This is a genomic window from Serratia sp. Res13-Sevr-LER1-36-b (assembly GCF_015673035.1).
Classification (GTDB): Bacteria; Pseudomonadota; Gammaproteobacteria; order Enterobacterales; family Enterobacteriaceae; genus Chania; species Chania fonticola_C.
In genome coordinates, this window is the sequence record NZ_JADACK010000044.1 from 409,281 (window position 1) to 432,742 (window position 23,462).

21 protein-coding genes are annotated in these 23,462 nt (G+C 55.1%); 12 read left to right on the forward strand and 9 right to left on the reverse strand.

Going from position 1 to position 23,462, the window contains the following annotated elements; translation table 11 throughout:
- Positions 1–64 precede the first annotated feature (64 nt).
- Positions 65–1,591, forward strand: coding sequence for a p-aminobenzoyl-glutamate transporter (gene abgT / locus IMQ33_RS25630; RefSeq protein WP_196062594.1), 1,527 nt, complete (start codon positions 65–67; stop codon positions 1,589–1,591).
- Between the two features lie 119 nt (positions 1,592–1,710).
- Positions 1,711–2,529, forward strand: a complete 819-nt coding sequence (locus IMQ33_RS25635) for a shikimate 5-dehydrogenase (protein WP_065684651.1) — start codon at positions 1,711–1,713, stop codon at positions 2,527–2,529.
- Positions 2,530–2,736: 207 nt separating this feature from the next.
- Here IMQ33_RS25635 and exbD read toward each other — a convergent pair whose 3' ends face one another.
- Both exbD and exbB read right to left on the reverse strand, forming a co-directional pair.
- On the reverse strand, positions 2,737–3,159 hold the full coding sequence (exbD, locus tag IMQ33_RS25640; RefSeq protein WP_021179543.1) for a TonB system transport protein ExbD: 423 nt from the start codon (positions 3,157–3,159) through the stop codon (positions 2,737–2,739).
- A 3-nt stretch (positions 3,160–3,162) separates the two neighbouring features.
- Positions 3,163–4,155 carry a tol-pal system-associated acyl-CoA thioesterase gene (exbB, locus tag IMQ33_RS25645; protein WP_098929778.1) on the reverse strand — a complete coding sequence of 331 codons (993 nt, stop codon included), beginning with the start codon at positions 4,153–4,155 and terminating at the stop codon, positions 3,163–3,165.
- Positions 4,156–4,744: 589 nt separating this feature from the next.
- Between exbB and IMQ33_RS25650 the strand changes: the two genes are divergently transcribed.
- Entirely contained in the window at positions 4,745–5,401 is a 657-nt protein-coding gene (locus IMQ33_RS25650) for a DedA family protein (protein WP_021806837.1), read from the forward strand.
- A gap of 51 nt (positions 5,402–5,452) precedes the next feature.
- Here IMQ33_RS25650 and IMQ33_RS25655 read toward each other — a convergent pair whose 3' ends face one another.
- The gene (locus IMQ33_RS25655; protein ID WP_161713812.1) at positions 5,453–6,346 is read right to left on the reverse strand and encodes a LysR family transcriptional regulator; all 894 of its coding nucleotides are present in this window, start codon (positions 6,344–6,346) and stop codon (positions 5,453–5,455) included.
- Between the two features lie 111 nt (positions 6,347–6,457).
- Here IMQ33_RS25655 and IMQ33_RS25660 point away from each other — a divergent pair, with 111 nt between their 5' ends.
- The gene (locus tag IMQ33_RS25660; RefSeq protein WP_196062595.1) at positions 6,458–7,942 is read left to right on the forward strand and encodes an MFS transporter; all 1,485 of its coding nucleotides are present in this window, start codon (positions 6,458–6,460) and stop codon (positions 7,940–7,942) included.
- On the opposite strand, the gene IMQ33_RS25665 is transcribed toward IMQ33_RS25660, so the two are convergent.
- Positions 7,937–8,842 carry a LysR family transcriptional regulator gene (locus IMQ33_RS25665; RefSeq protein WP_196062596.1) on the reverse strand — a complete coding sequence of 302 codons (906 nt, stop codon included), beginning with the start codon at positions 8,840–8,842 and terminating at the stop codon, positions 7,937–7,939. The genes IMQ33_RS25660 and IMQ33_RS25665 overlap by 6 nt on opposite strands.
- A gap of 105 nt (positions 8,843–8,947) precedes the next feature.
- On the opposite strand from IMQ33_RS25665, the gene IMQ33_RS25670 reads away from it, so the two are divergent.
- Positions 8,948–9,970, forward strand: a complete 1,023-nt coding sequence (locus IMQ33_RS25670) for an NAD(P)-dependent alcohol dehydrogenase (protein ID WP_196062597.1) — start codon at positions 8,948–8,950, stop codon at positions 9,968–9,970.
- Here IMQ33_RS25670 and IMQ33_RS25675 read toward each other — a convergent pair.
- Complete coding sequence (locus IMQ33_RS25675; RefSeq protein ID WP_223499722.1) at positions 9,967–10,851, reverse strand: AraC family transcriptional regulator; 885 nt, start codon at positions 10,849–10,851, stop codon at positions 9,967–9,969. The two genes, IMQ33_RS25670 and IMQ33_RS25675, sit on opposite strands and share 4 nt — an antisense overlap.
- A gap of 221 nt (positions 10,852–11,072) precedes the next feature.
- Here IMQ33_RS25675 and yqhD point away from each other — a divergent pair, with 221 nt between their 5' ends.
- The 4 genes from yqhD to IMQ33_RS25695 all read left to right on the forward strand — a co-directional run bounded on the left by yqhD (position 11,073) and on the right by IMQ33_RS25695 (position 15,087).
- A complete protein-coding gene (yqhD, locus tag IMQ33_RS25680) occupies positions 11,073–12,236 on the forward strand; it encodes an alcohol dehydrogenase (protein WP_196062598.1) in 1,164 nt (387 codons plus the stop codon).
- Between the two features lie 156 nt (positions 12,237–12,392).
- On the forward strand, positions 12,393–13,439 hold the full coding sequence (locus IMQ33_RS25685) for an NAD(P)-dependent alcohol dehydrogenase (RefSeq protein WP_196062599.1): 1,047 nt from the start codon (positions 12,393–12,395) through the stop codon (positions 13,437–13,439).
- Between the two features lie 87 nt (positions 13,440–13,526).
- A complete protein-coding gene (dkgA, locus tag IMQ33_RS25690) occupies positions 13,527–14,342 on the forward strand; it encodes a 2,5-didehydrogluconate reductase DkgA (protein ID WP_024529134.1) in 816 nt (271 codons plus the stop codon).
- A 139-nt stretch (positions 14,343–14,481) separates the two neighbouring features.
- Positions 14,482–15,087, forward strand: coding sequence for a transglycosylase SLT domain-containing protein (locus IMQ33_RS25695; RefSeq protein WP_021806846.1), 606 nt, complete (start codon positions 14,482–14,484; stop codon positions 15,085–15,087).
- A gap of 9 nt (positions 15,088–15,096) precedes the next feature.
- Here IMQ33_RS25695 and IMQ33_RS25700 read toward each other — a convergent pair whose 3' ends face one another.
- The 4 genes from IMQ33_RS25700 to IMQ33_RS25715 form a co-directional block, all read right to left on the reverse strand.
- Positions 15,097–16,410, reverse strand: coding sequence for a type II toxin-antitoxin system HipA family toxin (locus tag IMQ33_RS25700; RefSeq protein WP_186530133.1), 1,314 nt, complete (start codon positions 16,408–16,410; stop codon positions 15,097–15,099).
- Entirely contained in the window at positions 16,410–16,682 is a 273-nt protein-coding gene (gene hipB / locus IMQ33_RS25705; protein ID WP_024529137.1) for a type II toxin-antitoxin system antitoxin HipB, read from the reverse strand. The genes IMQ33_RS25700 and hipB overlap by 1 nt, the downstream gene beginning before the upstream one ends.
- A gap of 226 nt (positions 16,683–16,908) precedes the next feature.
- Positions 16,909–19,074 (reverse strand): YgiQ family radical SAM protein, encoded by a 2,166-nt coding sequence (locus tag IMQ33_RS25710; protein WP_021179531.1) that lies wholly within the window; start codon positions 19,072–19,074, stop codon positions 16,909–16,911.
- Between the two features lie 87 nt (positions 19,075–19,161).
- Entirely contained in the window at positions 19,162–19,896 is a 735-nt protein-coding gene (locus tag IMQ33_RS25715) for a GntR family transcriptional regulator (RefSeq protein ID WP_065684657.1), read from the reverse strand.
- A 216-nt stretch (positions 19,897–20,112) separates the two neighbouring features.
- Here IMQ33_RS25715 and IMQ33_RS25720 point away from each other — a divergent pair, with 216 nt between their 5' ends.
- The 3 genes from IMQ33_RS25720 to IMQ33_RS25730 are packed head-to-tail and all read left to right on the forward strand — an operon-like array spanning position 20,113 to position 23,461.
- The gene (locus IMQ33_RS25720; RefSeq protein ID WP_196062600.1) at positions 20,113–21,129 is read left to right on the forward strand and encodes an ADP-ribosylglycohydrolase family protein; all 1,017 of its coding nucleotides are present in this window, start codon (positions 20,113–20,115) and stop codon (positions 21,127–21,129) included.
- A gap of 8 nt (positions 21,130–21,137) precedes the next feature.
- On the forward strand, positions 21,138–22,535 hold the full coding sequence (locus tag IMQ33_RS25725; RefSeq protein ID WP_065684659.1) for a cytosine permease: 1,398 nt from the start codon (positions 21,138–21,140) through the stop codon (positions 22,533–22,535).
- Positions 22,532–23,461, forward strand: coding sequence for a PfkB family carbohydrate kinase (locus IMQ33_RS25730; RefSeq protein ID WP_065684660.1), 930 nt, complete (start codon positions 22,532–22,534; stop codon positions 23,459–23,461). The genes IMQ33_RS25725 and IMQ33_RS25730 overlap by 4 nt, the downstream gene beginning before the upstream one ends.
- Position 23,462: the final 1 nt, after the last annotated feature.

The following is a 23,462-nucleotide window of genomic DNA, read 5'->3' on the forward strand; positions in this document are numbered from 1 at the left end:
AGCCAGATCACCATCGCGATCCCTAAAACTATAAAAATCTGATTACGGACAAGAGGGTAATATCATGAGTGAGATAGCATCATCCGCCAATAAAAGCCCCGGGCGTATTTTTTACTGGGTAGAACGTATCGGTAATAAAATTCCCAACCCCTTCCTGTTATTCGTTTATTTAATCGTGGTGTTAATGCTCGCCACCGCGCTCATTTCCTGGTTGGGTCTGGTGGTGAAAAACCCGGCTACCGGGGAAATGATCCAGGTAAAAAATCTGCTGAGCGTGGAGGGAATACAATGGATCCTCCCCAATATCATTCACAACTTCAGCGGATTTGCGCCATTGGGCGCGATCCTGGCGCTGGTGATTGGTGCCGGTCTGGCGGAAAAGGTCGGCCTGTTGCAGGCGCTGATGTACAAAATGGCCTCACACGTCAGCGCTGGCTACGCCAGCTATATGGTGCTGTTTATCGCCTTCTTCAGCCATATTTCCTCCGATGCCGCGCTGGTGGTGATGCCGCCGCTGGGGGCGTTGATCTTCCTGGCCGTCGGGCGTAACCCCATTGCCGGGCTACTGGCGGCGATCGCCGGTGTCGGCTCGGGGTTTACCGCCAACCTGCTGATTGTCACCACCGATGTGCTGCTTTCCGGCATCAGTACCGAAGCGGCCAAAGCGGTTGACGGCGCAATCCACGTCAGCGTGATCGATAACTGGTACTTTATGGCCACCTCGGTGATCGTACTGACCATTACCGGCGCGTTACTAACGGATAAATTTATCGAGCCACGGCTACCAAAATGGCAAGGCACCTCCGATGACAAACTTGAAGCGCTCACCCCATTACAAAACCGTGGTCTGATGATGAGTGGTATCGCCGCGCTGGTGTTTATCGCCGTGATGGCCGCGCTGGTAGTGCCAGAGGGTGCCCCACTGCGCGATCCGCAAACCGGCTCGGTGATCCCTTCACCCTTTATAAAAGGCATTGTGCCGATCATCATCCTGTTCTTCTTCACCGTCGCCATCACTTACGGCGTCGTCACCAAGAGCATCCGACGCCCAGACGATATCCCCAACCAGCTGGTCGACCCGATGAAGAACATGGCAGGCTTTATCGTCATGGTGTTCCCGCTGTCGCAGTTTGTAGCGTTCTTCAACTGGAGCAACATGGGCAAGTTTATGGCCATCGGCCTGACGGATCTGCTGGAGGCGGCCGGAATGAGCGGCGCACCGGCGTTCCTCGGCCTGATGTTCCTGTCGGCCTTCCTGTGCATGTTTATTGCCAGCGGCTCAGCCATCTGGTCGATCCTGGCCCCGATCTTCGTACCGATGTTTATGCTGTTGGGCTTTCACCCAGCCTTCGCCCAGATGATTTTCCGCATCGCGGACTCATCCGTGCTGCCGCTGGCCCCGATGTCGCCATTCCTACCGCTATTCCTTGGCTTTCTGCAGCGCTACCTGAAAGACGCTAAACTCGGCACCTACTACGTGCTGATCATGCCCTATCCGTTGGTGTTCTTCGCCGTCTGGACCCTGCTGCTAGTGGTGTGGTACCTGCTCGGGCTGCCTATCGGGCCTGGGGTCTACCCGAAAATGGGGTAAACCAATGCCGAAAAATTTGTGCTCAATAACCCGTTTTTTGGCGTAAGCTGAACCGATTATCCCCGCCGGATGCTTGCTAGCCGGTGGGGACACTTATTTCAATGCGCTAAGGACCTGCTATGAGTCGTGAAATCAACAAAGATACGCAGCTGTGTATGTCACTGGCCGGTCGGCCTGGCAATTTCGGCACCCGTTTCCACAACTATCTGTATCAGGAACTGGATCTGAACTTCATCTATAAGGCGTTCACCACCAAAGATATTCAGGCAGCGGTCGGCGGCGTGCGCGCTTTGGGTATTCGCGGCTGTGCGGTTTCCATGCCGTTCAAGGAGAGCTGTATTCCGTTCCTTGATGAGCTGGATGCGTCAGCCACGGCGATTGAATCGGTCAATACCATCGTCAACGACGACGGCTTCCTGCGGGCCTATAACACCGACTATATCGCCATCGCCAAACTGCTGGCGAAATACCAGATCCCCCCGACCACCTCGTTTGCTCTGCGTGGCAGCGGCGGTATGGCCAAGGCGGTAACCGCCGCCCTGCGCGATGCCGGGTTCAAGAACGGCCATATCATTGCGCGCAACCCACAGGCAGGCCAGGCGCTGGCAGCGCAATATGGCTATCAGTGGCAGCCAGAAGTGGGCGATTTACAGGTTGAGATGGTGATTAACGTCACGCCGATCGGCATGGCGGGCGGTAGCGAAGCCGAGCAGTTGGCCTTTGAACCGGCCACTATCAAGACTGCCAAGATCGCCTTCGACGTTGTTGCACTGCCAGCAGAAACCCCGCTGATCCGTTATGCAAGGGAGCAGGGTTTGCAGGTGGTGACCGGTGCCGAAGTGATCGCTCTACAGGCTTTGGAGCAGTTTGTGTTGTACACCGGCGTGCGCCCTTCCGATGAGCAAATCACCCGCGCTGCGGCACATGCTCGTGGCTAAATAGCCCGAGAAAATATCAACTGGCTCACCACGTAGGGCGCTGCAGGCTGACCCGTTGAAATAATCAATGGGTTAAGTCGATTGAGGTTGTCAGCAGTATCATGGGAATTCGGGGAAAGGGGGCAGATTTCGCGGGGATAAGCAGGTAATAGCGCCCTCTTCCTCGAGTTAGGCAACCCGAAGAAGAGGAAATGGCTGAGTTTCAGATTACTTGGCCACGCCTTCCATTCCCACCAGCCCCACTTTCAGGTAGCCGGCTTTGCGTAGCGTATCCATCACGCTCATCAGCGTTTCATAATCTACGGTCTTGTCCGCCTGGAAGAAGATGGTGGTTTCTTTATTCGCCTGTGTGCGTTGATCCAGCACCGCCGTCAGTTGTTCCGCCGTCACCGGCTCATCACCCACGTACAGCTGCTTGTCTGCCTTCACCGACAGGAACACCGGTTTTTCCGGACGCGGCTGCGGTTTAGCGGAAGAAGCGGGCAGATCGACACGAATATCTACCGTTGCCAGCGGCGCAGCCACCATAAAGATGATCAACAGCACCAGCATGACGTCGATAAACGGCGTCACGTTGATTTCATGCAGTTCGCCGCTGTCGTCCAGATCTTCATTTAAGCGCATCGCCATAACTCACCCCACCCGCAGTTGGTGCGCATGCTGCGAACGTTTGGCATCGGCCGAGGCCGCCAGATCCAGATCGCGGCCCAACAGCAGCAGCACCTGCGCCGCCACATCGCCCACCTGAGCACGGTGGCCGCCAATAACGCGAGCAAAGATGTTGTAGATCACTACCGCAGGGATAGCTGCAACCAGACCGAGCGCGGTGGCCAGCAATGCTTCCGCAATCCCCGGGGCAACAACTGCCAGGTTGGTGGTTTGCGAATGGGCAATGCCGATAAAGCTGTTCATGATGCCCCATACGGTACCGAACAGGCCGACAAACGGTGAAATGGCGCCGATGGTGGCCAGGAAGCCATTGCCGCGCCCCAGTTGACGCCCATAGGCCGCTACGCGACGTTCCAGACGGAAACCGGTACGCTCTTTAATGCCGTTGTTGTCGTTAGAGGCCGCCGACAGCTCCAGTTCGTTCTGCGCATCTTGCAGCAGCACCGCACTGATGCTCTCTTGCGAGAAGCTTTGCGCCAGTTCGGAGGCATCGTCCAGCGAACGCACGTCGGCCAGCGCCAACTGCTCACGGCGCAGACGGCGCTTGGAACGAAACAGCTCACTGCCTTTGGCAAACAGAATGGTCCAGGTGACGATAGACGCCAACACCAGGCCAATCATCACGATTTTCACCACGATATCGGCGTGCTGATACATACCCCAGACGGAAAGATCCATACCACGCGTTTCAGGCGGTTGGATGGTCGGTTCAGGATTAACCGGGGTGATATTTTCCGGGGTACCCGCCACTGGGGTTACCGTTGTTGGTGCGGCCGGTGTCGTTGCCGCGGCAACGCTTTCAGCGACTGCTGGTGCAGTGGCCGGAGCCGCCTGAGCGTTGCCCGCCAACCCCACCACCAACACCAGTGAGGCGATCACACTGCGCCCCAATGCGCCCCATTGCCCACGGCCTGCGCCCTGAGCACTTTGATTTGTCATTTTGCCAGCCGTTTTCACGCTGTGCCTCCACCCATTTCAACATTTAAGGAAGAATTCAGCGTGCGATCATATCAAACCAATCAGGGATTGATAGTAGTTATCATTATTATTTGAAGAATTACGCATCGACGAGCAAAAAATGATACAACCCCAGTCACTATCAGGGTTTGCGCGTCGTTTGGCATAACATTGCCTACCCATAATGCTAACAAAATCATCACTCAAACGGCTGTTTTTTACCCCAACAGGCTATAAACGGTGTGAATAGATCACGCAATCACTGCGGGAAAACGTCTGCGGGCGCAGCATCCTCCCCCCTATGTAAGGGCCGGTTGATGAGGAGTGGCTAGAATAAAATCACACACTAAGGCACGAGCTTTTACGGCGTTTTTACTTGGCCATCCCGACGGTTGCCTGTACTTTTTCCGAGTTTTACGGCCTTTGCCACATTTTCTATGCTCTGTTTAATGTCCGCTTAAGCTAATAGCGGTACACTATATTGTGCTCTTGGGCCTCACCGCCGTGTGTGGCCTAAATTTACCGGTGAGCATGGCTATAACAGCACGGTAGCCTATAGAAAGTCAGCCCAGGCACCCCAGGATAAAGAATGGATGTATTAAGAGAGATTGTTCACGCACTGTGGACGCAAGACTTTACTGCACTTGCCGATCCCAGCGTGATTTGGGTGGTTTATGCCGTCCTTTTTACCACCTTGTTTTTGGAAAACGGTTTGTTGCCCGCTTCCTTCCTGCCCGGAGATAGCTTACTGCTGTTGGCAGGTGCCTTGATCGCCAAAGGCGTGATGAACTTTATCCCCACGCTGATTATTCTGACGGTCGCCGCCAGCCTTGGCTGTTGGCTCAGCTATCTGCAAGGGCGATGGCTTGGCCATACCTCGGTGGTGAAAGGCTGGTTGCTACAGCTACCGGCGCAATACCACCAGCGCGCGCACATGCTGTTTAACCGCCACGGACTGGTCGCTCTGCTGATTGGCCGTTTTTTGGCGTTTGTACGCACCCTGTTGCCTACCATGGCCGGTATTTCGGGCCTCAATAGCGCCCGTTTTCAAATCTTTAACTGGCTCAGCGGCTTGCTGTGGGTAGGCTCGGTAGTCACGCTGGGCTATGCCTTTAGCCAAATCCCGCTGGTTAAACGCCACGAAGATCAGGTGATGGCCGGGCTGATGATCCTGCCGATGGTGTTGTTGGTCGTTGGGCTGCTAGGCGTGATGCTGGTCGTTTGGCGTAAAAAACGCGCCTCCTGAGTCAGGTGGCGGTTTTGCCCACCGCCACAGTAACCCATATCGTCATGCCTCTTATCCCTGCTTAAAAAGTTGGCTGCAGATAAAATCTACAAATACGCGAATCTTTGGTGATAGATGCCGACTTGAGGGCCAGAGCGCCCAAAAGAACCCTTGATCCTTGGTGTGAGCATCAAGCAACGTCTCAATATCGCCCACGGCCAACGCCTCTTTGACTAAAAAATCAGGCATGTAAGCAATGCCATGCCCGTCAATGGTCGCCGTCAGCATTGCCTCCATGTTATTCAACGTTAGGGAAGAATTTAGACGCAACTGAGTTATTTCCGGGTCTGACGTTAATGTCCAATCCATGATTTTACCTGTCGTGACAAAACGGTAACGAAGGCAATCGTGCAACTCCAGATCGAGCAACTTCTCAGGTCGTCCTTTACGTTCCAGATAACCAGGGGCGGCACACAGAACAAAACGGAAAGGCCCAAGCCTACGCGACATCAGCCGCGAGTCCACAAGGTCACCGCTTCGTATCACCACATCAAACCCATCATTGATGAGATCAACAAGTTGATCGTTGAAATCCAACTCTAACTCAACTTCTGGGTAGGCTTTGCGAAAGTCAGGCATCATGGGTAACAGAAAGCGGTACCCGATGGTGGGTAGACTGACCCGCAAACGACCTCGGGGAGCTTGAACCGAATGCGACAGCATGGCCTCAGCGTCCTGCAAGTCATCAAGGATTTTCCGACATCGTTCGTAGAACATTTCCCCTTCAACAGTGAGGCTAACCTTGCGGGTACTGCGCTGAAACAAGCGAACGTTCAGAGACGCTTCAAGCCTCGCAACATTCTTTCCTACCGCCGTCGCGGAAATGCCTATGGCACGTGCTGCAGAGACAAAGCTCAGCGATTCTGCGGTTTTCACGAACGAGAGGATACTGGTCAGGCTCTCCATAGAATTAAGACCTTTTTGTTCATTATAAGCGGAGTTTTAACCCATTTATTCAAGATTGCGACCTCTATAGATTTAGTTTCCCAGATTGCTACAAAAATGAGGGATTACGCAATGGGTAACAATTCCGATCACTCTCTACAAAAAGGCCGTTACTACGTTCTCGGTGCTATTTGCCTAGCCGCCTTGGTATTACCGCTGAGTTTCACCGGAGGTGCCGTCGCCACCCCAACCATCAGCAAGGTTTTCAACGCCAGCCCATCTGCCCAAGCTTGGGTAACCAACGCGTTCATGCTGAGTTTCGGTAGCCTACTCATGGCCGCCGGCACGCTTTCGGACATTTATGGCCGCAAACGCATATTCACCCAGGGCCTTCTGCTATTCGTCATCGTCAGCTTACTTCTGGCCAGTGCCACCAGCATTGTCTGGCTGGATATATTGCGGGCAGTTCAGGGGATAGCAGCCGCTGCGGCACTCGCTAGCGGTTCGGCCGCTCTGGCACAAGAGTTCGAAGGGCAGGACAGAACCCGAGCCTTTAGTCTGCTGGGAACGACCTTCGGCCTCGGCCTGGCATTTGGTCCAATGATTGCTGGTGCGCTGATTGAACAATTCGGCTGGCCTTCGATCTTCATTACCACCGCAATACTCGCTGCAACGGCACTAATCGCCGCCGTTTCACAGATGCACGAAAGCAAGAATCCGCAGGCTCAAAAGCTGGATCTTCCAGGTTTGGCGAGTTTTTCAGCGATGCTCGTCCTTTTCACCACCGGGATCATCCTCGCCCCGCAAGCTGGATGGGGTTCATCGTTGATCGTGAGCTTACTTATCAGCGCGCTGACTTGCTTGATTGCTTTCGTGGTTATCGAGCTACGCTCAAAAGAGCCGATGCTCGAACTCAGCCTGCTCAGGCACACACGTTTCATCGGTGTCCAGTTACTTCCGTTAGGAACCTGCTATTGCTACATCGTTCTGATAGTGCTGCTGCCATTCAGGCTGATCGGCGTGGAAGGTATTTCCCCCATACAAAGTGGCTTGGTCATGCTGGCACTTTCGACACCGATGCTGGTGGTGCCGTTACTGGCCGCCTGGTTAACCCGTTGGATCTCTGCGGGCTCCCTCTCTGGCTTCGGTTTTCTGCTGGCGGCCACAGGGCTGTACATCCTCAGTCGAGTCCCTATAGGCGATCACCTGCAGTTGATTTTTGCCATGCTGATCATCGGTATCGGAGCTGGTTTTCCTTGGGGACTAATGGATGGGCTAGCGGTAAACGTTGTACCCAAAGAACAGGCAGGCATGGCCGCTGGAATTTTTAACACCACGCGTGTCGCTGGTGAAGGTATCGCACTTGCAATCTCCATTGCCATGCTCACTACCCTGGTCAACAGCAGCCTCCTTAGGCTGCAACCGCAGAATGATAATAGCGAGCTGGTCCAACGCCTAATCATGGGGGATATGAGCCTCTCGCAAAATCTAGACCATGCGCAGGTACTGACCGCATACCATGAGGGCTTTAGCACCCTAATGTTGATCCTCTCGTTTTTTACTATTATTTCATCTTGCGCTGCGTTCTTCTTGCTGAGCCCGAAGGCGCGACTATAGCGCCATCCTCGCGGGCAGGTGGCTGACCAGCGCATCCACCGCCAGCCGCACTTTCAAGGGTAAATGCGGCGTGAGCGGCCAGACAGCATGCACTTCAAAGTCTTTCCCCGGTACCTCCCCCAATACCTGCTGTAATCGGCCTTCCAGCAAGGCATCACGGATTAGCCAGCATGGCAGCCAGGCAATGCCAAACCCCGCCACCGCCGCGTCGGCAATCGCCTGCAGATCGTCCATCAGCAAGCGAGGTTTTGGCATCACTTCTCGCGTTGTTCCGTCTGCCTGAGGGATCAACCAGCTACGTATCATTGAGGCGTAGCGATAAGCGATAGCGTCGTGCTGGGGCAGCTCCTCAACGCTGTCTGGGACACCACTGCGAGCCAGATACTCCGGCGAGGCGCATAGGGTCATGCGGTTATCCCCTAACCTTCTAGCCACCAGCCCGGCACTGTTCGGCAATGGACCATTACGCACCGCCAGATCGAATCCTTCCTCAGCCAAATCCACCACCCGATCGCTAAATGACAGATCGAGTTTCAATCCTGGATGCTCACGCGACAATGCGGTAAGCACCGGCGCGATACACAGGCGGCCAATCAGCACTGGCATCGAAACCCGTAACCGGCCACTGACCTGCCGCTTACCGCTTTCCAGCAGGTTCTCTGCGACGCGGATCTCTTCCAACGCCCGTAAACAACGCTCATAGAACAGCGCGCCATCGTCAGTCAGGTTCAGGCTGCGGGTGGTGCGGTGAAACAGGCGTACGCCCAACCGTTGCTCCAACCGGGCGATAGTTTTGCCCACCGCCGAACGGGAGAGGTGCAACCTGTTGGCCGCCAGCGCAAAACTGCCCGCCTCCACCACGCTGACCAATACCGAAATGCCGCTTAATCGGTCACTCATCACTTGTAGCCTTTAAGGAAACAATCTTGTGAAATTTTATCGCCACTGGTGATTTTAAATCAACGCTATTATCTGTGAATATCTTCAACCCATCAGGAGCACCTCATGACCGAAACCATGCAACGCTGGACGATGAACGCCGTAGGGCGTGAACATCTGCAATTAACCGAGAGCGCCATTCCACAGCCCGGCCCACATCAGGTTCGGGTCAAAGTGAACGCCGTGGCGCTGAATTACCGCGATAAAATGGTGATAGAAGGCACCATGCCGTTGGATCTGCCGCTGCCGTTTACCCCAGCCTCGGATATGGCTGGCGTGGTAGATGCAGTGGGAAGTGGCAGCATGCGTTTTCGACCTGGCGATCGGGTGATCTCTACCTTTAGCCCGGACTGGATAGAGGGTAAGCCTGATGGTGATGCGCGCATTCCACCTTACCGTACGGCAGGCGGTACCTATCAAGGGATGCTGGCCGAATACGTGGTGGTCGATGAAAACTGGCTGAGCGCAGCTCCCGGCACGCTAGACGATGCCGAAGCCAGTACCTTACCCTGCGCAGGGCTGACGGCCTGGTTTGCCTTGGTAGAACGCGGTCATTTGCGTGCCGGGGAATCGGTATTGGTACAAGGCACCGGTGGCGTTGCCTTGTTCGCGCTACAGATTGCCAAAGCCCACGGAGCACAGGTCTTTGTCACCTCCGGCAGCGAAGAGAAGCTGCTACGTGCCAAGGCGTTAGGGGCCGATCACGGCATTCACCGCCTGCGAGAGGATTGGGTGGAGTCGATCTATCAACTGACGCAGGATCGCGGTATCGATCATATTGTCGAAACCGTTGGCGGCAGCAATCTGGTCAACTCACTACGCGCCGTGGCGATACATGGCCGTATCTCAGTCATTGGCGTGCTGGAGGGTTTTGATATTGCCATTCCAGCTAGCCTATTGCTGCTGAAATCGCCGCAGATCCAGGGCATCGGTGTAGGCCACCGCCGCGCATTGGAAGATTTGGTACGTGCCGTCGACGCCAACGGCATTAAGCCTGTCATCGACCAGCGTTACCGTTTCGATCAGCTACCCGCGGCGCTCGATCACCTCGATCGCGGCCCGTTCGGCAAAATAGTACTGACACGTTAACCTTGCATGATGGCGCTATTGTCCCGCAGCCGGGCGATCTCATCGCTCGGCGTAATGCCAAACAGCCGCTTAAACTCGCGGCTGAACTGCGAAGCGCTCTCGTAGCCCACGCGGATCGCCGCCGTGCTGGCCTTCAGGCCGTCATGCAGCATCAGCAAACGCGCCTTGTGCAGACGATACGACTTCACATACTGCAGCGGCGAGGTATTGGTCACCGCCTTGAAGTTATGGTGAAACGCCGACACGCTCATGTTCACTTCGTACGCCAACTGTTCGACATTGATATTCTCGGCATACTGATTCTCAATCCGCCGCAACGCCTTGGCGATCTGGCTGAAATGGGTATGCCGGTTAACCAGTTCCTGCAACGAAGCACCGCAACTGCCACGCAGCACGTAATAAAGCAGCTCACGCACGATCTGTGGCCCCAGTACCCGCGCATCCAACGGTTTCTCCATCACGTCCAACAGACGTTCTGTGGCGCACAGCATTTCATCGCTAAGCACTGAGAGATTAACGCCGCTGCTTTCCCCCCTAGGCTGCATCAGATAATCGTCATCACCGATATCGATCAGCAGATCCTGTAGCATCTGGGTGTCGATATTGACCGCCAGCCCCACCAGCGGCTGTTCCGGGCTGGCAAAGGTTTCACACTCAAACGGTAGTGATACCGTCATCAACAGGTAATTGCGCGGATCGTACTGAAACACCTTGCTGCCACAGTAGCCCACCTTGTGGCCCTGAAAGATGATGACGATGCCAGGCTCATACATCACCGGCTGACGCGGGTAATACTCATCGCTATACAACACCTTCACCATAGGTACGGGCGTTGGGCTATAGCCTTTGGCGGCGGCAAAGCGCATCGCCTGGCGCGCCATACGGCTACGTAGTTCAACGTTCTCCATCAGCAAGCCCCTCTAATCGCCTGAATAATTCGACACGGATAATAACCATAAAGATGCTTTTTCTACAGTGTAGTGTAGAAATAGGCAAGACACCGACAGGAATGTGCATTGTGCGATCGGGCCAGGTTACCGACAATAGACTCCAGCTATTTTGCGCCGCTGGCGCTTCCCTGACACGAAAAGAGAATACGATAATGCAAAACTTCATCCTCCACACCCCAACCAAAATCCTGTTCGGTAAAGGCCAGATTGCCGAATTAGGCAAACAAATTCCGGCAGACGCCCGCATCCTGATCACCTACGGCGGTGGCAGCGTGAAGAACAACGGCGTGCTGGATCAGGTCTATGCCGCGCTGGCTGGCCGTAACGTGCAGGAGTTCTCCGGTATTGAGCCTAACCCGACTTATGAAACCCTGATGAAAGCGGTAGAAATCGTGCGGGCAGAAAAGATCGACTTCCTGCTGGCGGTCGGCGGCGGCTCGGTGGTTGATGGCACCAAATTCATCGCGGCGGCGGCCGACTACCAGGCCGATCGCGATCCTTGGCATATCCTGAAAACCGTGGGCAGCGAGATCGCCAGCGCAGTACCGATGGGCTGTGTGCTGACCTTGCCAGCGACCGGCTCCGAGTCCAACAGCGGCGCGGTGATCACCCGTAAAAGCAGCGGCGATAAACAGCACTTCTTCTCCCCGCTGGTGCAGCCTCTGTTCGCCGTGCTCGATCCGGTGGTGACCTATTCGTTGCCTCCACGCCAAATCGCCAACGGCGTAGTGGACGCCTTTGTCCACACCATTGAGCAGTACCTGACTTACCCGGTCGATGCCAAGGTGCAGGATCGCTTTGCCGAAGGCCTGCTGTTAACGTTGCTCGAAGATGGCCCACGTGCGCTGGCCGAACCGGAAAACTATGCGGTACGTGCCAACGTGATGTGGAGTGCCACTATGGCGCTGAACGGCCTGATCGGTGCCGGTGTGCCGCAAGATTGGGCAACGCATATGCTCGGCCACGAACTGACCGCCATGCACGGCCTGGATCATGCGCAAACCCTGGCCGTCGTCCTGCCTGCCTTGCTGGTAGAGAAAAAAGCCCAGAAACGCGAAAAACTGCTGCAGTACGCCGATCGCGTCTGGGGCCTGCGTGAGGGTTCCGAAGAAAGCCGTATCGACGGTGCAATCGCCGCCACCCGCGCCTTCTTTGAGCAAATGGGCGTGCCAACCCGTCTGTCTGATTATCAACTCGACGGTAGCTCCATCCCTGCGCTGCTCGACAAATTGCACCAGCACGGCATGACCGCACTGGGCGAGCATGGGGACATCACGCTGGAAGTCAGCCAACGCATTTATCAAGCGGCACGCTAATTGCTGGCGCACGATTTCATCGCAACATCACAGTTTCCTGCTAGGCTTTAGTTTCTACTTACCGTGCCCGACCGATCATCGGGCACGGTTGTGCGCCTTATCCGCGCTTTCGATCGCATCGCATAACATCGTCTCGTTAACTCATGGGAGAATTTTATGGCGAACCAATCCAGCTCCGTCTCTGACAATAGCATTCGTGCCTGGGCAGCGCCCGGCAAGCGACAGCCGCTTGAACCTTTTACCTTCGACGCCGGTGCATTAGGCGACGATGAGATTGAAGTTGCTATCGATTACTGTGGCGTCTGCCACTCCGACCTCTCCATGCTGAACAATGAATGGGGCATCACCCACTACCCGTTCGTGCCCGGCCATGAGGTGGTGGGAAAAGTCACCAAGCTGGGTGCCCATGCGCAGAACAAAGGGCTGAAGGTTGGCCAGGTGGTAGGCGTTGGCTGGAATCGCGGCAGCTGTATGCACTGTCACCCCTGTATGTCTGGGGATCAGCATCTGTGCAACGAGGTACAACCTACCATTATTGGTCGTCACGGTGGTTTTGCCGATCGCATCCGCAGCCACTGGGCCTGGGCGATCCCATTGCCGGAAGGCGTTGACGTGACCAGTGCCGGGCCGCTGTTCTGCGGTGGGATCACGGTGTTCAACCCACTATTGCAATACGATGTCCGCCCGACACAGCGCGTTGGCGTGGTCGGTATTGGCGGCCTGGGTCACATGGCGATCCGCTTTATGCATGCCTGGGGCTGTGAAGTCACCGCCTTCACCTCGTCCAACAGCAAACGTGACGAAGCGCTTTCGTTGGGAGCTCACCGAGTAGTGGCCAGCAATGACAGTGCCGCATTACAGGCCATTGCTAATCAACTCGACTTTATTCTGGTCACCGCCAGCGCCTCTTTAGATTGGGACGCCTTCATCGGCACCTTGGCCCCGAAAGGCCGCCTGCACTTCGTTGGGGCGATCCCCGATCCGGTGCCGGTTCAGGTGTTCTCATTTATCAGCAAACAGGCTGAACTTTCCGCTTCACCTACCGGGGCTCCTTCACGCCTTGCTGACATGCTGGCGTTCTGCGCCCGGCATGGCATTGAGCCACAGGTGGAGCATTTCCCACTGAGCAAGGTCAACGATGCCATCGCGCATCTGGAAGCGGGCAAAGCCCGTTACCGTATCGTACTGGATATGCACGCTTGAGGTCGCAAACTCGGCAAGCGCTGAGGTGGCGAACTAAAATTCATGTAAGCAGGCTTTGGCCTGAAAGCAGTCATAAGGAGATAGCGCATGCAACCCATCATCAAACTCCACGATGGTAATCTGATGCCGCAGTTGGGACTCGGCGTATGGCAAGCCAGCATTGAAGAAACCACGCAGGCCGTCACCAAGGCGCTGGAAGTCGGCTATCGCTCCATCGATACCGCCGCGATTTACAAAAATGAGGAGGGGGTAGGTGCCGCGCTGCAAGCTACCTCGATCCCACGTGAAGAGCTGTTTATCACCACCAAACTGTGGAACGACGATCAGGGTAATCCGCAGGCGGCGCTGGAAACCAGCCTGAAAAAGCTGAAGCTGGATTACGTCGATCTCTACCTGATCCACTGGCCGAAACCGGCACAGGATCAGTATGTCGAAGCCTGGCGCGGCTTGATCAAACTGCGTGAGCAAGGGCTGGTGAAAAGTATCGGCGTCTGTAACTTCCACACGCCACATCTACAACGCCTGCTGGATGAAACCAGCGTCGCGCCGGTGATCAACCAGATCGAACTGCACCCGCTGCTGCAACAGCGCCAGCTGCGCGCCTGGAATGCCACCCACCATATCGCCACCGAATCCTGGAGCCCGTTGGCGCAAGGGGGTGAAGGCGTCTTTGATCAACCCCTGATCAAGAAGCTGGCGGAGAAGTACAACAAGACGCCTGCACAGATCGTCGTGCGCTGGCATCTGGACAGCGGCCTGATCGTGATCCCGAAATCGGTTACGCCAGCACGCATTCGCGAAAACTTTGAGGTGTTTGATTTCAAACTGGATAAGGACGAACTGGGCGAAATCACCAAGCTGGATATCGGCAACCGCCTGGGGCCGGATCCCGATTCACTGTAAGCTTGGCGGGGCCGCACTGTCGGCCCCGTTGCTTTATTGTTGGCAGCCTCTCGCGTTAATTGGCTTTTAACCCAAGATCTTATCGGCCGCTGGCGCTATGATATGGCGCAGCAATCCGATCACAGCAGCTTGGAGTTTCATGACCTTCTCTTTCTCATCTTTGCCGCGCCTGACCATGGTGTTAATGCTGTTGGTATTGGCCGGCTGTTCCAGCAAGCACCAACGTACCAGCCACGATCCTCACGCCTATGACGATGAAATCGAAGACGCGGCCGACGAGTATGATGTTGATGAAAAACTGATCGCCGCCATTATTCAGGTAGAGTCTGGCTTTAATCCAAAAGCTGTCAGCCCTTCCAACGCCATCGGCCTGATGCAGCTCAAGGCGAATACCGCCGGTTGTGATGCCTACCGTTTTAAAGGCAAACGCGGCTGCCCGGATGATGACGATCTGTTGGATCCCGAAACCAATATCGATCTGGGCGCGGCCTATATCGGGGCGCTGCAACAGCAGCAACTGAAGTGGATTGACGATCCGGTGACCCGCCGCTATGCCACTGAAGTGGCCTATGCCAACGGCGCAGGAGCCTTGCTACGTACCTTCTCCAGCGATCGCAAAAAAGCCATCAGAATGATCAACAACCTGTCACCCGAGGCCTTTCACTGGCATGTGCGCCAGTACCATCCGTCACCTCAGGCACCGCGTTATATGCTGAAGGTCGAGGCGGCGTATAACAGTTTGTAGCCAGAATACTCAGGCTATCCCTGATAACCTACCGTGGAATTTCTGCAAATTTGACACGATGGAGCGGTAGACATGGGTTGAAAAATCGCCAGGTAAAGTTTTTGTTACCGCATCGATGGCTCTCGGAACGTTCTCCGCGAAATAATGCAGGATCTCCATCATTTGCTCTGCGGGGAAATTCACCTCCTTTGCTGTCGCCACAAAGTGACGGGGATAGATTTTGCCAATCTCGTTTTTCCTTCCCTTGCTGGCTTTCAGGCTCATTGCCAACTTAAGATCGCTCATATGTAAACCTTGCCCACCGAGCACGGGAAAGGCAGAAATAATGTCGTAGAAGGGAGTTAATCTAAAGCTACCGCCTGCCTGAATAAAAATGGAGAAATTTTTCGCATGCCCATCCGTTGCACCAAGCAGCCATTGAAAAACCTGAAATTTCATAAAGTCATATCGGTCTTTTAACGCGGTGCTGGAACCAAGCAAAAAATCCATGATCTTGGCAATTCCTGGCCCCCCGTCTGATTCATACTTCACTGATGAGGGCAGACCGTAAACTTGGCAGAGATCTTCTTGCGGCAAGCGAAGCAACTCGGTTCTGTTCTTCACCCAGCGACGATCAAACCGTTCAACTGCCAGAGCCCTGATGGTCTCAGTCCTGATGATCTCGGTATCAGGCACAGCAAATCCAAGTTCACGTGCTAATGCCAAACATAAATACTCATTATCAACACTCTCACGCAGATCCAGCGTGGCATTAGGCTGTTTTATTTCGCCTATCGGCAGCTTAATGATGTGGGTAGTTGGCGTCATTCCACTCGGGAGACACCAATCCTCATTAATCTTCAGCAGCGCCGTCTTTTCCTGGGCACCTGCAACCGATATTCTGAAATCGTCTTCTTCATTAATCATGCCAAGCGGAATATCTGATTGGTATGCGGTGAGTAACGTTTCCAGTCGGATTTCATCCAGTGGCTGCCATGTTAATGTCAGTTCGGTGACAGTTTTCCCTGGCAGAAGTAACGTCACAGCTCCCACACTATCTCTTCCTATCTCGGCAAGAAGATCAAAGGGTTGTGTCGATTTGGCGTGATACCTTTTAACAATTCGCTCCCGAACCTTTGGATTGTCCGGCAACAGGTTATCAAAGTAGTTAATCACCGCATCAGATGTGATGTTGCCTACCTCTAAAGGCAGAGATAGAGAAAGAGGCCTAGCGCGCGGATTGCGCATCCAACTATCATCATATCTGAACGTATGCGCACCGGTTGTCTGCTTCGTCAACTCACCGACTAGTTCGTTGTTCATCCACGTAATAAGCGTTGCCATTACCAGTCAAGCTCCTGTTGATTTTCCTTATCACAGACGGCTGTCATATCATTTTTTTCGCATACAACCATAGACATTTCAAGTGATTGCAATATTTTAAACAGCGTAGTTAGCGTTGTTTTTTCGGGGTTGTTTTCGAAGTTGGAAATGGTTGCCTGCTTAATACCGATCCGACCGGCAAGATCGCTTTGCGTCCAATGGTTTCTCTGCCGCACCAGTTTTAGATAGTTTGCCAGTTGGGCCGGGCTATAAATTTTTGGTGGACTCATCACACTGACCTCCTAGGTATCCGCACTAAAGGATAATTATCAGTATATCCTCTGATGAGGATAAAGGAATAAATATCCTCACAAAGGGATAATGATAAGTATATCCCCACAAGGGGATAAATCACGATTCTGGATCCAGCGGCTATTGAAAGTTTTTAAGTGATGTATAGAAAGCTATGCCCTCAGGGAGAGGGCTAGTACGAGGGAGCCACTTGGGCTCCCTGCTCTATCAGGCCTTACCGTTGCGGATAGGCTTGCGCGGTGGCTTGTTGGACGGTGTGCGCTGGCGGGTAATGTCAGTGTGCTTGGTCAACGCCGGGCGGGTATGCCGCTGTAAGCGCTTGGCCTCGCGCTGTTCGTCGATGCTCGGTGCTGGCACCAGGCATTCGCGACGGCCACCAATCAGGTGCTTCATTCCCATCTCCTCCAACGCCGTACGGATCAGCGGCCAGTTAAGCGGATCGTGATAGCGCAACAATGCCTTATGCAGGCGGCGCTGGCGATCGCCCTTCGGAATAAACACGTCTTCGCTCTTATATCCCACCTTACCCAACGGGTTCTTGCCGCTGTAATACATGGTGGTGGAGTTCGCCATTGGCGACGGGTAGAAGTTCTGTACCTGATCGAGACGGAAACGGTTTTTCTTCAGCCACAGCGCCAGATTCACCATGTCCTCATCGCGGGTGCCCGGATGCGAGGAGATGAAATAAGGGATCAGATACTGCTCTTTACCTGCCTGTTTGGAATACTGATCGAACAGCTGCTTGAAGCGATCGTAGCTGCCCATCCCTGGCTTCATCATCTTGGACAATGGCCCGGTTTCAGTATGCTCCGGTGCGATCTTCAGATAGCCGCCCACGTGATGGGTCGCCAATTCCTTGATATAACGCGGATCTTCAACCGCCAGATCGTAACGTACCCCGGAGGCGATCAGGATCTTCTTGATCCCTTCCAGCTCACGGGCGCGGCGGTAGAGTTTGATGGTCGGCTCATGGTTGGTATCCATATAGGTACAGATTTCCGGATACACACAGGAGGCACGGCGGCAGGTTTGCTCGGCACGCGGGTTGGTGCAGCGCAACATATACATGTTAGCCGTTGGGCCACCCAGATCGGAGATCACTCCGGTAAAGCCCGGCACCTTGTCGCGGATCTCTTCGATTTCACGCACGATCGAGTCTTCCGAACGGCTCTGGATAATGCGCCCTTCATGCTCGGTGATTGAACAGAACGAACAGCCACCGTAGCAACCACGCATAATGTTCACCGAGAAGCGGATCATATCGTAGGCCGGGATGCGCTCTTCGCCATAGGATGGGTGCGGCACACGCTGATACGGCAGGGCAAACACGCTGTCCATTTCCGGCGTGGTGAGCGGGATCGCCGGTGGGTTGATCCACACATAGCGGTCGCCATGTTTTTGCATTAACGCACGGGCGCAGCCAGGGTTGGTTTCATGATGCAGGATGCGCGAAGTGTGGGCATACAGCACCTTGTCCGCCTTCACCTTCTCGAAGGAAGGCAACAGCACGTAGGTTTTTTCCCACGGCTTGGGCTTGGCGGCACGTACGGTGACCGGCTTGGCCTCTGGCTCTGGCGTGCTGCCGTCGGCACAGGGCAAATCTTCACCGTAAGGATTAGGGATTGGCTCGATACGGCCCGGCTTGTCCAGGCGAGTGGAATCCACTCCGCTCCAGCCCGGCATGGCCCCTTTACGCATCACTGCGGTGTTACGGATATCGTGGATATCCTGAATTTTTTCACCCGCCGCCAGGCGATGCGCCAACTCCACCAGCGGGCGTTCGCCGTTGCCGTAGATCAGCATATCGGCCTTGGAATCCACCAGGACCGAGCGGCGCACGGTATCCGACCAGTAATCATAATGGGCAATACGGCGCAGACTGGCTTCAATACCGCCCAGGATGACGGGCACATCTTTATAGGCTTCTCTACAGCGTTGGCTATAGACCAGCGTGGCGCGATCCGGGCGTTTGCCGCCCACGTTACCGGCGGTATAGGCATCGTCATGACGCAGCTTACGATCGGCGGTATAGCGGTTGATCATCGAGTCCATATTGCCAGCGGTCACGCCGAAGAACAGGTTCGGTTTGCCCAAACGCATAAAGTCTTCTTTGTTGCTCCAGTCCGGCTGAGCAATGATCCCCACGCGGAAGCCCTGAGCTTCCAGCATGCGGCCCACAATCGCCATGCCAAAGCTTGGGTGATCGACGTAAGCGTCCCCGCTGATCACAATCACATCACAGCTATCCCAGCCTAATTGGTCCATCTCCTCACGCGACATCGGTAAAAACGGCGCGGGGCCAAAACATTCGGCCCAATAAGGCTCGTAGGAGAACAATTCACGTTCGGGTTGGATCAGGCTGGTAGTGCTCATTCGGGTGCTCTTGTGCAGGTTAATTTATCGCCGGGCGGCGATTATACGCACTCGCCGCCAAAAGAGCATGGTTATTTCTCAGATTACTCAGCTTTTGACCTCAAACTCGTACACATCGCTGCGGCACAGCGTTTCGCTGAACTCCAGCACTTCGCCCTGGGCATTGCGGCTGGTCTGGACAATGCGTAACAGCGGTGTGCCGCTTTGCACATTGAGCAAGCTGGCGTTCTCGTCATTGCTGGCAACCGCCTTCAATAAAAAATGCCTGCCCTCTGGCACAATACCTCGCGACTTCCATAGGGCATACAGCGAGTGTTCCAGCTCTTCGGGATCGGGCAGAAAACGGGTCGGGATATAGGTGGTTTCCAACGACACCGGATTGCCATCCATCAACCGCAGGCGACGTAACTTGACCACGATACTGTCGCTTGCCAACTCCAGCGCCTTGGCTACCTCGCTGGGTGCCTTTATGCAGGAACGCAACAGCCATTGGTTACTGACGCTGCTGCCACTGCGCAAAACCTGCGCGGTAAAGCCGTTATCCTGATTGAGGGAATAGCCGATGTGCATAGCCACTCGAGTACCAATGCCCTGTTGGCGCGAGACCAGCGCTTTTTCTTCCAGCAACCTCATCGCCTTACTGACGGTGACCCGTGACAAATCCAATGCTTCAGCCAGCATGCGTTCCGGCGGTAAAAAATCGCCAACGCCCAAGACACGCTGTTTAATGGCAATTTCGAGGGAATTCGCCAGCTGGATGTAACGTGGTGCCGCCGCTGCCTGTGAAAACTGCTGACGCAGCAAGGCAATAAAATCATTCATCGGACCCACCTCTGATTTGTTCGCATTCCTCAAGCCGCCTCGTTTTTACCATATTTGTCACATTCAGGGTAATTACATCATGCGCGCTTGCATTGGACTTAGATTGGAGTCACATTTTTCAACCATTGGACTTTAATTGGATCCATTTTACAGTTAACATTAGCAACACTGATGTTTTACATCGGTTAGCACCAACACCAGGGAACACCCATATAAATGAAAAATATAAAAAATCCTCACCACGCCATACTCGGAGCGCTCTATGGGCAAGCCGTGGGCGATGCGATGGGGATGCCGTCAGAACTGTGGCCATTACAACAGGTTAGTGATTATTTTGGTTGGATCACCAGCTTCCTGCCTGGCCCGGCAGAAAATATCGCAGCAAACGGCTTTATCGCCGGGGAATACACGGATGACACCCAGCAGGCAGTGGCCTTGATAGATGCGCTGTTGGCCGCAGAGGGCCGGGTCGAACCGGAACGTATAGCTCACCACATCATGCTGTGGGCAGAACGGATCGGGGCCTTTGAGAAAAATATTCTCGGCCCCAGCTCCAAAGCCGCGCTGTTGGCGTTCCGCGCCGGTACGCCAGTGGCAGAGATCGCCGCTAACGGCGTGACCAATGGAGCAGCCATGCGTGTAGCTCCGTTAGGTTGCCTGCTGCCCAGCGGCGATTTGCCAGCCTTTATCACAGCGGTAAGGCTGTCTTGCAGCCCGACCCACAAGTCGGATATCGCCGTAGCTGGCGCTTTTGCCATTGCCTGGGCCGTTAGCCGGGCTGTCGAAGGCGCGGATTGGGTCACCATCAAGCAAGAACTGCCCGCACGGGTGGAGCAGGTGCAACAGCAACATATCACCACCTTCAGCCCTTCGCTCAGTCGCCGTCTGGTTTGGGCGCTGGAGTTCACCGCTAACCTGCGCCATCTGCCGGATAGCGAAGCATTGGCGGAGCTTTACCATACCGTCGGTGCCGGGATGGACACTATCGAGTCAATCCCGATGGCGTTGGCACTGGTTGAACTGGCAGACACCGATCCGCAGCGTTGTGCGATCCTGGCCGCCAATCTGGGTGGAGATACCGATACCATTGGCGCCATGGCAACGGCAATCTGCGGAGCCTTACGCGGCATAGCCGCCTTCCCGGCGGAGTGGATTGCCACGATCAATAGCGCCAATCAAATAGATTTTGAGCCCTACGCGGCCGCTCTCCTCAGGCTGCGCAAACAGGAATAAATCGCACCATGAGTGAAATCAACCGCAGTGAGACATGGAAAGTAGAAAGCACGGGGATCGATCGCGTACCGGATGCCGAGCAGACCGGTAAACCGCTCGAACTGTTCTGGATATGGTCTGCCGCCAACATCGGCATTCTCGGCGTGGTGTACGGGGCAATTATTGTCGCGTTCGGCCTGTCCTTTATCCAGTCCATCCTGGCCGCATTGGTCGGGGTAGCCAGTTTTGCTTTGGTAGGTTATACCAGCTTCGCCGGCAAACGTGGCCGTACCTCTACTTTGACCTTATCGCGGGTGATTTTTGGCCTGAAGGGCAACATCGCCCCCACCACCTTCAGTTGGATCAACCTGATGGGTTGGGAAGCGGTGAACGTCATCACCGGCACACTCACCCTGGCGGCGCTGTTCCAGGCCATAGGCCTGGGTGAAAGCCACTCCCTTACCGCTTTCAGCCTGTTGCTGTTTGGTGGCTTGACCATCGTAGTCAGCCTGCTGGGCCAGAACACGGTAGTCTGGATGCAGAGCTGGTTCAGCCGGATATTCGGCACCATGACGCTGATTGTGGTGCTGTATATCGTCTTCACCACCGAATGGGGCAAAGTGCTGTCACTGCCTTCCGGTAGTTGGTTGACCGGCTTCCTGCCCGCCGTTTCGGTGATCGCAGCCGGTACCGGTATCAGTTGGGCCATTGCCGGGGCCGATTACAGCCGTTATCAAAGCCCGGAATCTTCAGACAAAAGCATCTTTGCCGCCGTGGTGGGCGGTGCCTGCCTGCCCCTGATCCTGCTGATGTTCACCGGCATTCTGCTTTCGGTACAGTTGCCGGATCTGGCCAGCGCCGCCAACCCGATTGCGTTAATCGGCTCGGTGCTGCCAAAGTGGATGGCCATCCCTTATCTGTTGGCCGCGACCGCCGGTATCGTCACTATTGCGGTGCTCAGCCTCTACTCCGCCAGCCTTAACCTGCTAACGTTAGGCGTGAAGGTGAAACAGTCGCTGGCCGTCTCCATTGACGCCGTGGTGATCCTTGGCATCGCCATCTATGTACTGTTTATCTCTGGCGACTTTATGGGGCCATTTATCTCTTTCCTGGTGTTCTGCGGGGTATTCCTTGCCGCCTGGGAAGCCATTTTCATTCTCGATTATGCTAAAGTGCGCCGTCATCATGGTTACGACGGTAATGCCCTGTACGGCCTGAACGGCCAGAACCGCGGCGTGCGTAAGGTGCCACTATTCTGCTGGTTCCTCGGCGCCTTGTGCGGGCTGCTAGTGACCAAAACCGGCTTTATCGATGGCCCATTGGCTAAAGGCCTGTTCGCTGATTCCAGCCTGGGGCTGTTCGTTTCCTTCCTGGTCAGCCTGGTTGCCTATGGCCTCTATCTGGCAAGTAACAAAGGACATCAATGAGTGAATTTGTCGCAGTAAAACCCATTCTGGTGGTAGGCGGTGCCGTAGGTGATGTGGTCCTCACGCTGCCAAAGCTGCCAGCCAGCGGTGAAGATATCGAAGCGCAGCCACAAGAGCGACAGATTGGCGGTTGCGCCTTCAACGTAGCACGGGCGCTACGCCGCCTGGATGTTCCCGTGATTAACGGTATGCCGGTTGGCAACGGAGACTGGGGAACAGCCATCGAAGCCGCCATGCAGGAGCTGGATCTGCCGGTGCTGCTACGCCATGGCCAGTTGGATAATGGTTGGTGCCTGGCGTTGGTGGAACCCAACGGCGAACGTACTTTTGTTACCGTGACCGGTTGTGAAGCCCATTGGAATAAGGCGCAGCTGGCTACCCTGCCGCTAACGCCGGAAACGGTGGTGTATGCCAACGGCTATGAACTGGTGGGAGAACCCGGTGAAGCACTGCGAGACTGGCTTACCCGCCTGCCGTTCGATCAGTGGCGGCTGCTGGATCCCGGCCCGCGCGTCGATCAATTAGGTGAAGAGTTTTTCGCCATGCTTAGCGATAGCCACACCTTGCTCACCCTCAACCGCGACGAAGTCGCGATCTTGTGTGGGGAAGGCGACGCCGTCAGCGCCGCACAACGTTATGCCACAGCGCATAACATTACCCTGATCTGCCGGTTGGATCGTGACGGTGCCTGGGTCTGTGATGGTCGCAATGAACCGCAGCATGTGCCCGTTTACCCGGTTGACGTCGTTGATACCATCGGCGCGGGGGATGCCCACTGCGCGGGTTTGCTAGCCGGGCTTTCCGCTGGCCTGTCGTTGGTACAAGCGGTCGATCTTGCCAACCGCGTGGCGGCCTGCGTGGTGGCCAGCCGTGGTGCCGCCGGAGCTCCAGACTGGCAACAACTGCAACAGCGTTTTCCTGCCTGAT

Coding starts and splice junctions, on each gene's coding strand:
- abgT (WP_196062594.1), top strand. CDS start 65: ATGAGTGAGATAGCATCATCCGCCAATAAAAGCCCCGGGCGTATTTTT.
- IMQ33_RS25635 (WP_065684651.1), top strand. CDS start 1,711: ATGAGTCGTGAAATCAACAAAGATACGCAGCTGTGTATGTCACTGGCC.
- exbD (WP_021179543.1), bottom strand. CDS start 3,159: ATGGCGATGCGCTTAAATGAAGATCTGGACGACAGCGGCGAACTGCAT.
- IMQ33_RS25650 (WP_021806837.1), top strand. CDS start 4,745: ATGGATGTATTAAGAGAGATTGTTCACGCACTGTGGACGCAAGACTTT.
- IMQ33_RS25655 (WP_161713812.1), bottom strand. CDS start 6,346: ATGGAGAGCCTGACCAGTATCCTCTCGTTCGTGAAAACCGCAGAATCG.
- IMQ33_RS25660 (WP_196062595.1), top strand. CDS start 6,458: ATGGGTAACAATTCCGATCACTCTCTACAAAAAGGCCGTTACTACGTT.
- IMQ33_RS25665 (WP_196062596.1), bottom strand. CDS start 8,842: ATGAGTGACCGATTAAGCGGCATTTCGGTATTGGTCAGCGTGGTGGAG.
- IMQ33_RS25670 (WP_196062597.1), top strand. CDS start 8,948: ATGACCGAAACCATGCAACGCTGGACGATGAACGCCGTAGGGCGTGAA.
- IMQ33_RS25675 (WP_223499722.1), bottom strand. CDS start 10,851: ATGGCGCGCCAGGCGATGCGCTTTGCCGCCGCCAAAGGCTATAGCCCA.
- yqhD (WP_196062598.1), top strand. CDS start 11,073: ATGCAAAACTTCATCCTCCACACCCCAACCAAAATCCTGTTCGGTAAA.
- IMQ33_RS25685 (WP_196062599.1), top strand. CDS start 12,393: ATGGCGAACCAATCCAGCTCCGTCTCTGACAATAGCATTCGTGCCTGG.
- dkgA (WP_024529134.1), top strand. CDS start 13,527: ATGCAACCCATCATCAAACTCCACGATGGTAATCTGATGCCGCAGTTG.
- IMQ33_RS25695 (WP_021806846.1), top strand. CDS start 14,482: ATGACCTTCTCTTTCTCATCTTTGCCGCGCCTGACCATGGTGTTAATG.
- IMQ33_RS25700 (WP_186530133.1), bottom strand. CDS start 16,410: ATGGCAACGCTTATTACGTGGATGAACAACGAACTAGTCGGTGAGTTG.
- IMQ33_RS25710 (WP_021179531.1), bottom strand. CDS start 19,074: ATGAGCACTACCAGCCTGATCCAACCCGAACGTGAATTGTTCTCCTAC.
- IMQ33_RS25715 (WP_065684657.1), bottom strand. CDS start 19,896: ATGAATGATTTTATTGCCTTGCTGCGTCAGCAGTTTTCACAGGCAGCG.
- IMQ33_RS25720 (WP_196062600.1), top strand. CDS start 20,113: ATGAAAAATATAAAAAATCCTCACCACGCCATACTCGGAGCGCTCTAT.
- IMQ33_RS25725 (WP_065684659.1), top strand. CDS start 21,138: ATGAGTGAAATCAACCGCAGTGAGACATGGAAAGTAGAAAGCACGGGG.
- IMQ33_RS25730 (WP_065684660.1), top strand. CDS start 22,532: ATGAGTGAATTTGTCGCAGTAAAACCCATTCTGGTGGTAGGCGGTGCC.